Genomic DNA, 15,722 nt, shown 5'->3' on the forward strand with positions numbered 1-15,722 from the left:
ATGGATCAAAAGTATACGCTAGGGATAGATTTCGGGTCCCTGTCAGGGCGTGCGGTGCTTGTTGAAGTAGGAACGGGAAATGAGGTTGCGTCTTCAGTGAAAGAGTATACTCATGCCGTTATGGATGAATATATTCCCGGCAGCTCTAAAAAGCTTGAGCCTGACTGGGCGTTGCAGCATCCCAATGATTGGCTTGAGGTTTTAAGCGTCACTATTCCTGATGTGCTTAACAAGAGCGGAGTGAGTCCGGATGATGTTATAGGAGTGGGAGTAGATTTTACTGCCTGCACTGTGCTGCCTGCCGACAGCGACGGTGTCCCGCTGTGCTTTAAGGAACAGTACAAATCCAATCCTCACAGCTATCCCAAGCTTTGGAAGCACCATGCCGCTCAGGACGAGGCCAACAAACTCAATGAAATTGCGGTGCAAAGAGGGGAAAGGTTTGTTGACAGGTATGGAGGCAAGCAATCATCGGAATGGCAGGTAGCCAAGGTATGGCAGGTGGTTAATGAGGCTCCTGAAATATATGATGCAATGGATAGGTGGATAGAGGGCGCCGACTGGATCACATGGCAGCTTACAGGCGTGGAAAAAAGACAAGTCTGCACTGCGGGATACAAGGGGATATGGCACAAGCAGGACGGCTATCCGTCAAAGGATTTTTTCAAGGCCCTTGATCCAAGGCTTGAAAACTATGTAGAGGAGAAGCTTTCAAAGGAGCTGTATCCTTTAGGGGCAAAGGCGGGGGAGATCACCGAAAAGGCAGCGGCTCTTACGGGATTAAAGCCGGGAACCGCGGTATGCGTGGGAAATGTGGATGCCCATGTCTCCCTGCCAGCGGTGGGTATAACTGAGCCGGGAAAAATGCTTATGATTATAGGTACGTCTAGCTGTGACATATTGCTTGGAACAGAGGAGAAGATAGTTCCGGGAATGTGCGGAGTTGTTGAGGATGGAGCCATGCCGGGATATTTTGCGTATGAGGCGGGACAGTCCTGTGTTGGCGATCACTTTGACTGGTTCGTCAAGAACTGTGTTCCTGCATCTTATACAAAAGAGGCAGAGGAAAGAGGAATAGGCATACACAAGCTTTTAAGGGAAAAGGCTTCAGCCCTTAAGGCAGGAGAGAGCGGACTTGTTGCTCTGGACTGGTGGAACGGAAACAGGTCGGTGCTGGTAGATGTTGACTTGACGGGAATGCTTTTAGGGTGTACACTGCAGACAAAGCCGGAGGAGATATACAGGGCGCTTATTGAGGCCACGGCATACGGAAAGAGAATTATAATCGAGACCTTTATAGAGAGCGGCGTGCCTGTCACCGAGCTGTATGCATGCGGAGGAATAGCTTCAAAGGATGAATTTATGATGCAGATATATGCGGATGTTACAAACATGGAACTGAGGATAGGTGCTTCCGCACAGACCCCCGCGCTTGGCGCAGCCATGTTTGCGGCAGTTGCGGCGGGCAAGGAAAGAGGAGGATATGACAGTATAGAGGCTGCGGCAAAGGAAATGGGAAAGGTAAAGGAAAATTTCTTCCGGCCTATACCCAAAAATGTTGCTGCATATGACAAGCTGTATGCTGAATACAAGCTGCTCCATGATTATTTCGGACGCGGCGGCAATGACGCAATGAAGAGGCTCAAAAAGATAAAAGCAGAGGCTAAGAGGGAAGAATAATATTTATATTTAGGAGCAATTTGATATGTTGAAGGATTTAAAGGAGGCCGTACTGGAGGCTAATCTGGAATTACCCCGCAAGGGCCTTGTAACGTATACTTGGGGAAATGTAAGCGGTATTGACCGCAAGAAGGGCTTTATTGTAATAAAGCCAAGCGGCGTTCCATATGACGAGCTTAAGCCGGAGCATATGGTAGTGCTTGACTTAGAGGGCCGCAAGGTGGAGGGCAAGCTTAATCCGTCCTCCGATACCCCTACCCATTTGGTTATATACAGGAATTTTGAGAACGCAGGGGGAGTGGTTCATACCCATTCAAGATGGGCGACAATATGGTCGCAGGCAGGGAAGGGGATTCCTGCGCTCGGGACTACCCATGCCGATTATTTCTATGGGGAGATACCCTGCACCAGAAGACTTACCGAGAAGGAAATAAATTCCGAATATGAAAAGCAAACGGGAGATGTAATAGTTGAAACCTTTAAGGGTATAGACCCTGCTTTCATTCCCGGAGTGCTTGTAAACAACCATGGTCCCTTCTGCTGGGGAAAGGATGCGGGCGAGTCGGTTCATAATGCAGTTGTACTGGAAGAGGTGGCTATGATGGCCTACTATACATGCTCGCTTACACCGGGGATAAATGCTGTTGACAGCACGCTGCTGGACAGGCATTTCCTCCGAAAGCACGGGAAGAATGCATACTACGGGCAGAGTGCAACATAGAGAAAAGAGCTTAAAAGGGCAGGGCGCATAATTTGCACCCTGCCCTTGCTTTCATACTTTTATATATAACGCGTTTATATATAACGCCCTATTCTGCTATAGCCCTTCTGCCGCCTTTTATTACAGTGATTTCAACATCCTGCTTTTCCACCTTGGAGGAGAGATCGTCTACCTTCTTCTCAAGCTGCACAAGCTTTTCAAAGGTCTGTGTGTAGCCATCGAATAAAGCCTTGGAGTCGTCATGCACCTTGTTCTCCAACATGATTATGTCATTCTTGTCTGCCTTGCTGTCCAGCTTTTTATCCATGCTGTCCAGCCGCTTATCTACCGCCTCAAATTTTGAGGTCATATCACTGTACATTTTTGTCAGCAGCTCAAACATTTTATCTTCCACAATAATCATCCTCCTTCGCTTATTTTATTTTACCAAATTTTAATATAAAATACTATAAATTTTTGCAAGCTAATCTATATCTTTAGCAATAAAGATTTTACATTTTTCTGTAGTCGCCGGGGGTCTCTCCGGTGATTTTTTTGAACACCTCATAAAAAAACTTCATATCATTAAAGCCTGCCTCACGTGCAATGTCTGTTACCTTCATATCCGTTTGCCTGAGCATACGGCACGCCTCGTCAACCCTGAGCTTCTGTATATAGTCGCTGAAATTGGTGCCCGTAACCTCCTTAAACAGCCTGCTCAAATAGTTTTTACTTATGAACGATTTCATTGCCAGATCCTCAAGCTTAATGTCGGAGCTGTAGTTCAGCCGGAGATGCTCTATAGCCCTTTGAACAAGAGCTGTGCTTTGAGAAGATGAATTTTTTTTTGAGGTCGGCTCCATATACCTGAATATTTTTACAATCAGCTCTATAAGGTATGCCCTTATAATGTCTGTATAGCCCTTCTTCATAAGCTTATACTCGGTATGCATTTTCCCGAACAGATCTCCTATTTCCTTAAATTCAGTTCCGGAAAGCCTTAAGTCGGGTGTGGGCATCTGCTCCTCGGGGAACAGGGATTTAAACAGGAAGGAGGAGGTTATATCCTGAAAATGTATGCTGCTGAAAAGCGATGCATCCAGAAACTCCGGCATAAAAACGCAATTAAAGGACATAGGCGTCTGGCTGGAGCCGGGCTTTGGAAAGAAGCTGTGAGGAACGTCGTAATTTATTATAAAAAGATCGCCTCTGGATATTTCATATTCCGACTGGCCCACTATGTGTATGCCTTGACCTGAAATAACGTATGTGATTTCTATAAAATCATGCCGGTGCATGACGTTGCAATATTCCTGAAGCTCCTCGGACTTGTTTATGTATACTTTTTCATTAGGCCTGAAAAGTCTGCTGCCTTTAAGCACAGGATAATTGTTTTTGCTCAATTTTTATGACGCTCCTAATTCTATAAAGATGATAACAAACCCTAAAGACAGAATAACATACTCCAATGATTTTATAAAGGTATTGGTATACTATTATTTTAAGTATATTTATATAGGACGCGATAAAGATTTTACAAACATAGAGGATATAATTGCTTACAGAAATTTTTAATAGCAACGAAAAGACGCCTTGCGGGGAAATGTCTCACGGGTCTGTCATCAGGCACTTTTCTTAGATGTATTCCTTACGGGTCAAAAAAATTTCTTCCATCAAGTTATATCCTCCATGTAAAATCTTTATCACTACATATATAGAAAAACAGGGAGGGACGTTAATGCTGAAATTGTTGGCCTTTGACTACGGTGCAAGCAGCGGGAGAGGGATTCTGGGGAAGTTTGACGGTTCAAGGCTTGAGATTGAAGAGGTTCACAGGTTTGCTAATGAGCCTGTAACGGTAAACGGACATTTATACTGGGATATACTGAGGCTCTATCATGAGCTTAAGCAGGGAATTCATAAATGCACAGTTAACGGGCACAAGGACATTGGCTCGATAGGCATAGACACCTGGGGCGTGGATTTCGGGCTGCTGGATTCTGAAGGTAACCTTCTTGGAAACCCTTTTCACTACAGGGATATAAGAACGGAGGGAATGATCGGGGAAGCGGCAAAGCTGGTTTCTAAAAGGAGCATTTACGAAGAGACGGGGATAGCGTTTCAAAAATTCAATACGCTGTACCAGCTCCTTTCCATGAGCCTCAGAGGTTCACCGCTGCTTGAAAAGGCTTCAACCATGCTTTTTATACCCGATTTGCTGAATTATTTCCTTACAGGCGAAAAGGCAAGTGAATATACCATAGCCAGTACGGCACAGATGCTTGATTCAAGGAAAGGTCAATGGGCGGGGGATATGCTTAAAAAGCTTGGAATACCTCAGGGAATTCTTGCAAATATTATAAAGCCCGGAGCGCAGCTCGGAAAGCTCAGCACAATGGTTTCTACGGAGCTGGGCATGGGACGGGTGCCTGTAATGGCAGTAGCCGAGCATGATACCGGAAGTGCCGTGGTCTCAGTTCCTGCTTCGCAGGACAGGTACGCATATATAAGCAGCGGAACATGGTCCCTTTTGGGAGTGGAGGCAGCCGCACCTGTAATAAATGATGACACCTACAGGCTTAATTATACCAATGAGGGAGGCTTTAATAACAGCATAAGGCTTCTGAAGAATATTATGGGGCTGTGGATTTATCAGGAATGCAAGCGTGCATGGGATAAGGAGGGAGAAAGCACAAGCTTTGACCAGCTTGAGCAGGAGGCATCAAAATCGACCGCTTTTCTTTCGTTTATTGACCCTGACGACGATATGTTTTACAACCCCGGAGGGATGCCCGGCAAGATAAGGGAATATTGCAGCAAAACCGGGCAGAGGGTTCCCGAAACAAGGGCGGAGATTGTAAGGTGTATAATGGAAAGCCTTGCACTTAAATATAAAATGGCTCTTTATGGGCTTGAAAATATACTGGGGTATACTTTGCCTGTTTTGCACATAGTGGGAGGGGGCTGCAAGAATGTAATGCTTTCTCAGTTTACAGCCAATGCGATAGACAGGCCTGTTATTACGGGACCTACTGAAGCGACAGCCGTGGGAAACCTTGTTGCGCAGCTTGTAGCTCTTGGAGAGGTTGGAAGCCTTGCCGAAGGAAGGGAGGTTGTGAGGAATTCCTTCCCGTGCAGGGCATATGCTCCTGCTGATGTCCGGCAATGGGATGAGGCATACGGAAGATTTATTTCAATAATAGATAAACAATACTAGAAATACGGGAGGCTTAATATGAAGGATATTTACAATGAAAAAAGAATAAACGCAGGCTATGAGCGTGCAAAGGAAGTATATTCCGCGTTTGGGGTTGATACTGAGGAGGTTTTTAAAAAAATGAAGGGTATTCCCATTTCACTGCACTGCTGGCAGGGCGATGATGTAAGCGGCTTTGAAGCCGGAGCCGACGGGATTAGCGGGGGAGGCATTATGGCCACGGGAAATTACCCCGGAAGGGCCAGAAACGGGGAAGAGCTGAGACAGGATTTAGATAAGGCCCTCAGCCTTATACCGGGGAAGCACCGTGTAAATCTCCATTCCATTTATGCTGAGACAGACGGAAAGGTGGTTGAGAGGGATCAGCTTTCGGTTGAGCACTTTAAAAGGTGGATTGCTTGGGCAAAGAAAAACGGGCTGGGGCTGGACTTTAATCCATCCTTTTTCTCTCACAAGCTGGCTGAGTCGGGTTACACCTTATCAAGCAAAAGCAAGGAAATACGTGAATTCTGGATAAGCCACGGGAAGAAAAGCCGTGAGATCGCCGCCGCAATAGGAAAGGAGCTGGGGACGCCGTGTGTCAACAATATATGGATACCCGATGGCTCTAAGGATATTACCGCAGATCGGGCGGGCTACAGGAGAATTTTAAAGGATTCTCTGGATGAGGTGCTTAAAGAGAAGTATGACAAAAAGCATCTTATTGATACGGTAGAATGCAAGCTGTTTGGAATTGGCTCAGAGAGCTATGTTGTGGGCTCACATGAGTTTTATATGGGCTATGCCATGAAAAATAACGTAATGCTTTGTCTGGATGCCGGACATTTCCATCCCACAGAGGTTATTTCGGACAAGATATCCTCCGTGCTGACGTTTTCCGAAGAGGTTTTGCTTCATGTAAGCAGGGGTGTGCGCTGGGACAGCGACCATGTAGTTATTTTGAATGATGAGCTTATGGCTATCGCGCAAGAGGTTAAAAGATGCGATGCCTATGGGCGAATACATTTCGGACTGGACTTCTTTGATGCAAGCATAAACAGGATAACTGCGTGGGTTACAGGGACAAGAGCTGCACTCAAGGCTATAATACTGTCACTTTTAGAGCCTACGGAAATGCTTGTTGAGGCTGAGGAAAAGGGAGACTTAGGAGGCAGGCTTGCTTTGCTGGAGGAACTCAAATCCCTTCCGTTCGGTGCTGTTTGGGATAAGTATTGTCACAACGAAGGAGTTCCGGCAGGGGCAGGATGGCTTAACAGTGTAAGCCAGTATGAGAAATCAGTATTGTCAAACAGAAAGTAATTTGTGGAGGGTATAAATATATGTTTGAAAAAGATCTGGGAGAATTAGAGTATATATCAAAGGCCGCAGGAATACCTGTGGATTATACGCAGGGCGGAGGGGGGAACACCTCGGCCAAGCTTGACGGGAAGCTTATGGCTGTTAAGGCCTCGGGATTTAAGTTAAAGCAGATAACGCCAAAAGAGGGATATGTTGTTGTCAACTACAAGAATATAAAGAATTATTATGAAAATGTTGATCTTAGCTCCGATACGGATTTTGAAAAGGAGAGCGTGGAATTTGTAAAAAGCAACATTGTGGAGACCGAAGGAATAAAGACACTGCGACCTTCGGTTGAAGCGGGCTTTCATTCAATACTTAAAAAATTCGTTATACACACCCATTCGGTATATGCAAATATATTATGCTGTACCGAGACGGGAAAAGAGACCGTTGACAAGATATTTAAGGGAAAAGAGTACGGCGTTATATGGATTCCGTATATAAATCCCGGCTTCTGCCTTACCTTGAGGATTAACGAGGAAATAAAAAGGGCTGTTTCGGAAAGCGGCAGATTTCCGCAGGTAATATTCATGGAGAATCACGGGCTTGTGGTAAGCGGCGACGATGCGAAAGAGACTGTGGAGCTTCACCGGGAGGTCAACGACTCTGTAAAGAAATATCTGGAGATAAAGACGGACTATCCGAAGGTAAGGCTTGAGGCAAGGGAAGGTGGCTTTACAAGCAGGACGGATTACCTGTCGCAATACTTTAAGAGCAGCAAGATAGATGCGGATTTCTTTGATAAAACAGTGCTTTATCCCGACCAGCTTGTTTACCTTAACGGAAGCATTTCGGTGGATGGCGCCGGCAAGAAGCTGAATATAAGCACATCCACGGGAGAGGCAGTATACACCACAGATTCCTCCGAGGAGGCCGAGACTATAGAGGAGACACTTCTGGCGTATCTGTATGTTTTAGAGGGGATAAAGAACAGTGGGCTTCCTCTTAAGACAATGTCGCCCAAGGAGATTGACTTTATAAAAAACTGGGAGAGCGAGGCTTACAGGAAAAGCCTTGTAAAAAGCCTGTCAAAATGACGAGATCAGGATTGAGTAGATAAATGTAGATAAAGTTAGTTGCATATGCTTCTGCCATGCTATAGAATTAATAAAGCAGGGGAGGAGCTTTTTTATTGGGAAAAATCAATGGTAATTAAGGGAGTATGAATATGATCGGAGCTATAGAAAAGTATTTGATTTATTATGGGCTGAATGAAGAAATGTCCTTATACCTGTCCAATGCGATAGCGGCAGCAGCAATCATTCTTGTCAGTATGCTGGCCTATTTCATTGCAAAGAAGGTTTTGCTTAAGGTTCTCGAAGCTTTTATTATCAGAAGCAAAGCAAAATGGGATGATATCTTAATTAAGAGTAAGCTGTTTGAACGGATTATTCGTGCCGTTCCTGCGTTTGTTATTCATGCCTTTGCCCCGGTATTTCCCTCCTATCAGGTGTGGATTCAGCGCATAGCGTTTTGCTATATTGTTTTTATAATTGTTTTTTCACTTGACAAGCTGCTTGATATTATAGACGACATTTACAGCAGCTTTGAGGTGTCCAGAGTAAGGCCTATAAAGGGATATCTTCAGGTAGTTAAAATCATTTCATATGTAATTGGAATTATTGTTATTATAGGGGTGCTGATAGATAGATCTCCATTAATTCTTATAAGCGGTATCGGGGCTGCGACGGCGGTACTTCTGCTGATTTTCCAGAGTTCAATTTTGGGGCTTGTGGCAGGCATCCAGCTTTCTGCAAATGATATGGTGCGCTTAGGAGACTGGATTGAAATGCCCAAGTATGGTGCGGACGGGGACGTGATAGAAATTTCTCTGCACACGGTAAAGGTACAGAACTGGGATAAGACCATTACAACCATACCCACCCATGCGCTTATATCGGAGTCGTTTAAAAATTGGAGAGGCATGGAGGAGTCGGGTGGCAGGAGAATAAAACGGGCAATATATATTGATATGGCAAGCATCAAGTTCTGTACCGAAGAAATGCTGGAGAGGTACGAGAAAATAACGTATATAAGGGAATATATTCAAAATAAAACAGGTGAAATAGAGCAATACAACAAAAAGCATAATATAGATTTCTCAAATGTTGTAAACGGAAGGCATTTGACTAATATAGGGACCTTCAGAGCGTATATAGAGAACTATCTGAACAATCATCCTAAGATCCACCGCGGTATGATCCGGCTGGTAAGGCAGCTCAGCCCCACCGAAAACGGACTGCCCATTGAAATATATGTTTTTGCGCGGGATACTGCGTGGGTGAGCTATGAGGCAATACAGGCCGATATCTTCGATCATATACTTGCTGTTATACCCGAATTTGATCTGCGGATTTTTCAGGCCCCGTCCGGACATGACTTAAGACAGGTGAGGTGAAGGTATGCATATAAACAAAAAAAGCCCGATTCCCGTTTACTACCAGCTTAAAAACATATTGCTTAAAAAAATACAGGATGAGGAGTATAGAGCGGGAGAGCTGATACCCTCCGAAAGAGATCTGGGGGAAAGCCTCGGAATAAGCAGAATGACAGTGAGACAGGCATTAAGCCAGCTTGTGGCCGAGGGCGTGCTGTACAGGGAAAAGGGCAAGGGGACGTTTGTTTCTAAGGGCAAGATTCAACAGAGAAATATCATGAGCTTTTCGGAGACAGTGAGAAAAAAGGGGCTTGTGCCTTCCGCCAGAATATTGAGCTTTCAAAAGCATACAGAGCTATATGATATAAAGGACATACTCGGCCTTAGGAGAGACGACGGGATATACGCAATAAAGAGGCTCAGGCTTGCAAATGAGCGTCCTGTGGCAATAGAGGAGGTGTTTATGCCGGAGATATATTTCCCGCGTCTGGATAAATTCGACTTGAACACCTCCCTGTATAAGCTTATAAAGGAAGAGTACTCTTATGCGATAAGTTTTATAGACAATAATATAGAAGCGTCGAAGCCCTCCGCGGAGGAAAAGGAGCTTCTTTCCATAGCTTTAACCTCACCTGTGCTGAGAGTTACAGGAATAAACTACACGGAGGAGGGCAGCAGGCTCTTTTATGAAAGGGCGGTCTACTGCGGAGACCAGTATAATTACAATGTAAGAATATATATGTCTAAGGAAATTTAGCACTTGATTTTGAGTACAAAATAAACTATTATTAAATTAAGTGGTATATACAACTATACCTATATACCAAATTTTAAATGAGGTGAGAGTATGACTAAAATGTGGAATGAAATAATGGAGCAGCCCCAAGTTCTTGGGAAATGCATGGGTAAAAATAAAAATGCCATTGACGGTATAACAGAAGAGATAAAAAGGAACGGAATAAGCTCTGTTGTTATTGCGGCAAGAGGAACATCGGATCATGCGGCGGTATACGCAAAATATATCATTGAAATTCTTACAGGAGTGCCTGTCTCTTTAGCCGCACCCTCTGTTTTTACAATGTATGGCAAGGAGGTTTGCTTAAAAAACAGCCTTGTTATAGGAATCTCCCAATCCGGCAAGGCTGCGGATGCTATTGAGGTTATCACATCGGCAAACAGGCAGGGAGCTTTGACGGTGAGCGTAACCAATTTTCCCGACTCGCCGATGGCTGTTGAAGCAAAGTACCATCTGTTCTGTGATTGCGGTATTGAGAAGAGTGTAGCGGCAACTAAGACCTTTACCGCCCAGATGTATCTTATTGCACAGCTTGTGGCAAAATGGTCGGGAAATGAGGAGCTTTTAGATGAGCTGTCCCGCGTTCCCGAAAATATGACGGAGACCTTTAAAGAGGAAAAAAGCGTCATGGAGAGGGTAGAAAGATACCGCTTTATGAAGGAGTGCTTTGTGCTTGCGCGAGGCGTCAATTATTCCATTGCCATGGAATCGGCATTAAAAATTCAGGAAACCACGTATGTAAGGGCAAAGGCATATGCCACCTCGGACTTTTACCATGGGCCCTTTGCCATGATAGAAAAGGACATGCCTGTGCTTGTATTTGCACCCGACGGGCCTTCCTTAAAGGATGTTGAGGAAATGATGAAAAGGCTTGTGGAGAGGGAAGCGGAGCTTATCGTTATATCAAACAAGCCTGAGCTGGGACGGATGGGGAGCAGCTTTTTCCGCATACCGAAGTCGGACAATGATCTTATAACACCCTTTTACAATGTAGCGGTGGCGCAGATGTTTGCATGCCGGCTTGCTTTAACCAAGGGCTTAAACCCCGACAGCCCAAGAGGGCTCAACAAGGTCACAATCACAAGATAAGGGGGATGAAGTACAGGGACAGTTCTGCTGCCTCATTACGATGAGGCAGCAGAACTGTCCCTTGTGCTTCCTTACACTCCATAAATTTTTTCATTGACTAAAATTTACATATTTGTTTATAAAAATAAGGCTTTTAAAGCTTAAGGCAGACAATACCATGTTCTGTTCTAAGCACTCAAATGTAAACCACAGGAAGGTTTTGGAGATAAGTGTCATAATAAAAATTAACATAATTACCTTAAAATGACAAATAATTCCGTCCATATTATTTATAATCAGTCGTGCAGTAACACTTAATTATAGGAGGGTACGAATGATGAGGACGGAGATATTGCCATACCAAAAACTTGCCAGCTTAGGATTTAATTTTGGAAAAACAAAAGTAAAGAAATTCTTGCAGCTAAACCTCACCAAAAACAATATCATATTAATTTCTGCCGCCTTTTTGCTGGGCAGGGCTTCTATGCTGAACGGATTGATGCCGTTTGGAATTGCCGCATATGCATCCACCATAGGGCTTAATATCAATCGCCTTATGACTGCCGTTTTTATTGTATTGGGAATGCTTTCGGGCGGCGCAAGGGGACAGATATATGTGTGCTTATCAGCCATGCTTATATTTAATGCAATCAATATGGTAGTAAAGGGAAGCAAGGCCAACATGAATTTTAAGTATTCTGTTATAGCCTTTATCAGCGTTATGATTCCCGAAATGGTTCTGGTATATTTACAGGGCTTTCTCCTGTTTGACTTATTAAAGGCTCTTATGCATGGCTTTATTGTATTTTCCTTAATGTTTATATTCAGAAATGCCGTCCCTGCAATCGCAGAAGGAAAGGTAAAGACCGCCTATTCAAATGAAGAGCTGATAAGCATGGCAATAATAACCGCAATGGCTGTTTCAGGGCTTTCCAATATCAGTATCGCAGGCTTTGAAATTAAAAATATTATTTCAATATTTCTTATACTTGTGTTCAGCTACAGATGCGGCCCCGGCCTAGGGGCGGCTGTGGGAGTTGTAATAGGGCTTATTGCAAGCATGTCTGCCAATGCCCCTCCCCTTGTAATAGGCTCGTATGCCTTCTGCGGATTGCTGGCAGGGATATTCAGATCCATAGGCAAAATGGGCTCCGGGCTTGGCTTTGTACTGGGAAACAGCGTATTGACGCTCTATCTGAATGGGTCTATAGATGTGCTTATATATCTTAAGGAGATTGTGATTGCGCTTGTGCTGTTTATGGTACTGCCTAAAAAAGTAATGGATCTGGCATCCAAAATAGTAGGCGCCGATGCCGAAAAAGAGGCAGACAAGCAAAGCTACGGGAGCCGAATAAAGGAGCTAACTGTGGAAAAGCTGAATAAGTTTTCCAGAACCTTTAAGGAGCTTTCAAAAACCTTTGGAGAAATAGCCGATACAAAGGTCACGGCTGAAAAACAGGATATATCGTCCATGCTTGACAGAGTGGCGGATAAAATATGCAAGGATTGCAGTTTGTGTCTGCACTGCTGGGACAGGAATTTTTATGATACGTATCAGGTTATGTTTAAAATAGTTGAGAAGCTGGATATGAAAGGTCGGATTGATGAAAGTGATATTCCGGACCATTTTCTTGACAGGTGTGAGAGGGTTGTGGACTTTGTGAAGGCTATAAATAATGCATATGAGGTGTTTAAGGTTAATATGGTGTGGAAGGGGAGGGTGGGGGAAAGTCGGGCGCTTGTATCCCAGCAATTTGAGGGACTGTCAAATGTGATATCCAATCTTGCGTCTGAAATAGATATGGAGGTGCATTTTAAGGCTGAGCTGGAGGATATGCTTTTGAATGAATTAAAAAAGGAAGGGGTTAAAGCGAGTGACGTAATCGTTTTTGAGAATAAATGGGGGAAATATGAAATAAGTGTTTTTCATAAGGGCTGCGGAGGCAAAAGACAGTGTATAAAAACCATTGAAAGAATTGTTTCACATTCTGTGGGAAGAAAAATGGTAAAGGAGGATAAGGACTGCTGCCAGAAGCTGAAGAACAACCTCTGTACCTTGAAGCTGGCGGAGGAGGAGGTTTTTAAGGTTACAACAGGTGTTGCAAAGCTTGCAAAATATGGGGGGATGATTTCGGGAGACAGCTATACCTTTATGAACACGGGAAAGGGGAAATATATTGCCGCCATAAGCGACGGCATGGGCTCGGGGCAAAGGGCCGCCACCCAGAGCCGGGCCACTATAAGCCTTCTTGAGCAGTTCATGGAATCGGGCTTTGATAAGGAGACTACTGTAAAGCTCATTAATTCAATACTTGTTCTTAAATCAGGAGAGGATTCCTTTACTACCATTGATATGTCGGTGATAGACTTATATGAGGGAGAGGTGGAGTTTATAAAGATCGGCGCGGCACCCACGTATATAAAAAAGCATGAGAGGGTGGACACTGTTAAATCGGTGTCACTCCCTGCGGGAATATTGGGGGATGTAGAGATCGAGCTTGTACATAAGCGTATAGATAACGGTGACTTTATAATAATGCTCAGTGACGGAATCTTTGATTCATTCAATATAAATGAGGGAGGTGATAAAGAGCTGGAGGATGTGATCTTCGGAATAAAAAGTATAAACCCGCAGGAAATTGCAGACGCAATACTTGACAGAGCCTATATAAATTGTGAGGAAAAGCCTGTGGATGATATGATGGTGGTGGTTGCAAAGCTGTGGAAGGCGGGCAATGTATAAATTCTCATATTTTATCACAAACTACCTATGAAAGCATTATCCTGCCTGCACCGGGTATATTTGCTCTGAAACCATATATGCCCGGTGCAGGGCGCAGGGTGTGCTAATTATAGGTTCGGAGGAGCTTATGCTAAGTGATGATTCAAAAAGGATTGTGGTAATAAAGGATATTCACTCAAATATCATCGAAGAGGCTATATTGATATTGAAGGACAGGCCCGCAGCCAGAAGGAACAGGAATAAGGACTTTATTCTAAGTGAGGCCAATATGATTATCAGCAGGTATGTGGAGGAGAATAAGGGGGGGGAGGCGGCATCGAATAAGAATTTAAAGATAAGAAAAAAGCCTTTGCAGCAAAAGAAGGCTCCCGTAAGTCTTATGATTAATGTGGCTCTGGCTGCCAGTGCAGTGCTGCTGCTGTTTTTGCTCTCAAAGGCTATTTGGGCTTTTTAAGGGAAGCTTTGTCCCTCTGCTTTTTACTAATGCAGATGATATGAAGGAAGTAATAGGAACTGTAAGTATTATGCCTATGCTTCCCGACATGCCCTGTATAAGCTCGGTGCTTATCACATCCAGGTTCATTATTTGCCTGTAGGGCATTGCATAGGCCATGATAAGAAGAATAGTGCTAAAGGCCCCTCCTGCAAATGCCAGAATAAGAGTGTTGGACATCGTTCCCATAACATCCCTTCCTATGTTCATGCCTGATTTAAAAAGCCGGCTTCTATCCATACGCGGGTTGGAGTCATGAATTTCAAATACCGCCGATGCGATTGACATTCCCACATCCATTATTGCCCCAAGTGAGGCAATGAGGATTGACGAAAACATAAGGCCGTTAATTTGCAGGTTACTCTTTTCAGCTATGGAAATTAACGATTCGGCCTCCTCCATTGTAAGCCCTGAAATATGTGCGAGGCTTCCGGCAATTATTGAGATAATTCCCGAGCATATAACACCTAACACCGTTCCTATGGAGGCGGACAGTGTTTTTTTGTTAAACCCCCCAACTAAAAAAAGGGTGGCGATAATTACTGCCGATACAGTAACAATTGATACCGGTATGGGATCGGCTCCGCGGAAGATGAGTGGGATCATGAAAAATATAACCATTACTCCTGTAAATATAAGAGATATTACCGATTTGAATCCCTTAAGGCCTCCAAAAATGATAAGCACTGCGAAAAACAGACCTACCAGCCCGTATAGAACAGGCTCTCGAAAATAATTATAAACGTTGACATGCTCTGCCTTATTATCCTTTATAAATATTTGAACTACAATTTGCGAGCCTTTTTTTGCATATACATTGTAAAGCCTGCTCATAGGGTTCTTTAAAATAAAGGTTTCATCCTTAAATCTGCCTGTCAGCACCTCTATTTCAAGCTCCTGAGTTCCAACCACAACGCCCGGAACAAGAGTGTCCTGTGTAAGCTCTTCATTTTTAACCTTAATGACCCTTGCCCTTTCAAAGAGAACATTATCCTTAGGTTTTTCCAAAAGCCCTCTCGAAATAAATATGATTATCGGAATTAAAATTATTACCGCAGCAATCAGTATGGTTGAGCTGTGTTTTTTAAGCATATGGATGTACTCCGTTCTGAAATGATAACTATATTATAAACCTTAAGGGAATAAATCAAATATTTGCATTGAAAAATTAACATAAAATTAAACCTTTCATTACGTTATTAACCAAATTTTTTCAAGGGGTTTACTTGCGGTTAAGAAAGCTTATCCCTGCTTTTGGTAAAATATACTCAGCAAAAATTTACTTGAACCTGATAAAAATTAAATAA

General features: G+C 43.7%; 13 protein-coding genes. 10 read left to right on the forward strand and 3 right to left on the reverse strand.

The window, feature by feature from the left end; genetic code table 11:
* Nucleotides 1-1,680, forward strand: a complete 1,680-nt coding sequence (araB, locus tag DFR58_RS14840) for a ribulokinase (protein ID WP_114298635.1) — start codon at nt 1-3, stop codon at nt 1,678-1,680.
* 25 nt (nt 1,681-1,705) lie between these two features.
* Nucleotides 1,706-2,401: an L-ribulose-5-phosphate 4-epimerase gene (gene araD / locus DFR58_RS14845; protein ID WP_114298636.1), complete on the forward strand. Its 696-nt coding sequence runs from the start codon at nt 1,706-1,708 to the stop codon at nt 2,399-2,401.
* A gap of 88 nt (nt 2,402-2,489) precedes the next feature.
* Here araD and DFR58_RS14850 read toward each other — a convergent pair whose 3' ends face one another.
* Together DFR58_RS14850 and DFR58_RS14855 are read right to left on the reverse strand one after the other, a co-directional pair.
* On the reverse strand, nt 2,490-2,795 hold the full coding sequence (locus DFR58_RS14850) for a hypothetical protein (protein ID WP_114298637.1): 306 nt from the start codon (nt 2,793-2,795) through the stop codon (nt 2,490-2,492).
* A 97-nt stretch (nt 2,796-2,892) separates the two neighbouring features.
* The gene (locus DFR58_RS14855) at nt 2,893-3,783 is read right to left on the reverse strand and encodes an AraC family transcriptional regulator (protein ID WP_242987658.1); all 891 of its coding nucleotides are present in this window, start codon (nt 3,781-3,783) and stop codon (nt 2,893-2,895) included.
* 335 nt (nt 3,784-4,118) lie between these two features.
* On the opposite strand from DFR58_RS14855, the gene DFR58_RS14865 reads away from it, so the two are divergent.
* The 8 genes from DFR58_RS14865 (at nt 4,119) to DFR58_RS14900 (ending at nt 14,376) form a co-directional block, all read left to right on the forward strand.
* The gene (locus DFR58_RS14865; RefSeq protein ID WP_207659245.1) at nt 4,119-5,597 is read left to right on the forward strand and encodes a rhamnulokinase; all 1,479 of its coding nucleotides are present in this window, start codon (nt 4,119-4,121) and stop codon (nt 5,595-5,597) included.
* Between the two features lie 18 nt (nt 5,598-5,615).
* Nucleotides 5,616-6,896, forward strand: a complete 1,281-nt coding sequence (locus DFR58_RS14870) for an L-rhamnose isomerase (RefSeq protein ID WP_114298639.1) — start codon at nt 5,616-5,618, stop codon at nt 6,894-6,896.
* A gap of 20 nt (nt 6,897-6,916) precedes the next feature.
* Nucleotides 6,917-7,975, forward strand: a complete 1,059-nt coding sequence (locus DFR58_RS14875; RefSeq protein ID WP_114298640.1) for a class II aldolase/adducin family protein — start codon at nt 6,917-6,919, stop codon at nt 7,973-7,975.
* Between the two features lie 131 nt (nt 7,976-8,106).
* Nucleotides 8,107-9,336, forward strand: coding sequence for a mechanosensitive ion channel family protein (locus DFR58_RS14880; RefSeq protein ID WP_114298641.1), 1,230 nt, complete (start codon nt 8,107-8,109; stop codon nt 9,334-9,336).
* A 4-nt stretch (nt 9,337-9,340) separates the two neighbouring features.
* Complete coding sequence (locus DFR58_RS14885; RefSeq protein WP_114298642.1) at nt 9,341-10,072, forward strand: GntR family transcriptional regulator; 732 nt, start codon at nt 9,341-9,343, stop codon at nt 10,070-10,072.
* 90 nt (nt 10,073-10,162) lie between these two features.
* On the forward strand, nt 10,163-11,200 hold the full coding sequence (locus DFR58_RS14890) for an SIS domain-containing protein (RefSeq protein ID WP_114298643.1): 1,038 nt from the start codon (nt 10,163-10,165) through the stop codon (nt 11,198-11,200).
* 313 nt (nt 11,201-11,513) lie between these two features.
* Complete coding sequence (gene spoIIE, locus DFR58_RS14895) at nt 11,514-13,922, forward strand: stage II sporulation protein E (RefSeq protein WP_242987659.1); 2,409 nt, start codon at nt 11,514-11,516, stop codon at nt 13,920-13,922.
* A gap of 127 nt (nt 13,923-14,049) precedes the next feature.
* On the forward strand, nt 14,050-14,376 hold the full coding sequence (locus DFR58_RS14900; protein ID WP_114298645.1) for a hypothetical protein: 327 nt from the start codon (nt 14,050-14,052) through the stop codon (nt 14,374-14,376).
* Here DFR58_RS14900 and DFR58_RS14905 read toward each other — a convergent pair.
* Nucleotides 14,353-15,507: a YibE/F family protein gene (locus DFR58_RS14905; protein WP_114298646.1), complete on the reverse strand. Its 1,155-nt coding sequence runs from the start codon at nt 15,505-15,507 to the stop codon at nt 14,353-14,355. The two genes, DFR58_RS14900 and DFR58_RS14905, sit on opposite strands and share 24 nt — an antisense overlap.
* Nucleotides 15,508-15,722 lie beyond the last annotated feature (215 nt).

The organism is Anaerobacterium chartisolvens (assembly GCF_003337415.1).
Taxonomy (GTDB): domain Bacteria; phylum Bacillota; class Clostridia; order Acetivibrionales; family DSM-27016; genus Anaerobacterium; species Anaerobacterium chartisolvens.

Bases quoted from the DNA above. Each gene is read 5' to 3' on its own strand.
- DFR58_RS14865 (WP_207659245.1), top strand. From the start codon at position 4,119: ATGCTGAAATTGTTGGCCTTTGACTACGGTGCAAGCAGCGGGAGAGGG.
- araB (WP_114298635.1), top strand. From the start codon at position 1: ATGGATCAAAAGTATACGCTAGGGATAGATTTCGGGTCCCTGTCAGGG.
- DFR58_RS14880 (WP_114298641.1), top strand. From the start codon at position 8,107: ATGATCGGAGCTATAGAAAAGTATTTGATTTATTATGGGCTGAATGAA.
- spoIIE (WP_242987659.1), top strand. From the start codon at position 11,514: ATGATGAGGACGGAGATATTGCCATACCAAAAACTTGCCAGCTTAGGA.
- DFR58_RS14870 (WP_114298639.1), top strand. From the start codon at position 5,616: ATGAAGGATATTTACAATGAAAAAAGAATAAACGCAGGCTATGAGCGT.
- DFR58_RS14875 (WP_114298640.1), top strand. From the start codon at position 6,917: ATGTTTGAAAAAGATCTGGGAGAATTAGAGTATATATCAAAGGCCGCA.
- araD (WP_114298636.1), top strand. From the start codon at position 1,706: ATGTTGAAGGATTTAAAGGAGGCCGTACTGGAGGCTAATCTGGAATTA.
- DFR58_RS14890 (WP_114298643.1), top strand. From the start codon at position 10,163: ATGACTAAAATGTGGAATGAAATAATGGAGCAGCCCCAAGTTCTTGGG.
- DFR58_RS14905 (WP_114298646.1), bottom strand. From the start codon at position 15,507: ATGCTTAAAAAACACAGCTCAACCATACTGATTGCTGCGGTAATAATT.
- DFR58_RS14900 (WP_114298645.1), top strand. From the start codon at position 14,050: ATGCTAAGTGATGATTCAAAAAGGATTGTGGTAATAAAGGATATTCAC.
- DFR58_RS14885 (WP_114298642.1), top strand. From the start codon at position 9,341: ATGCATATAAACAAAAAAAGCCCGATTCCCGTTTACTACCAGCTTAAA.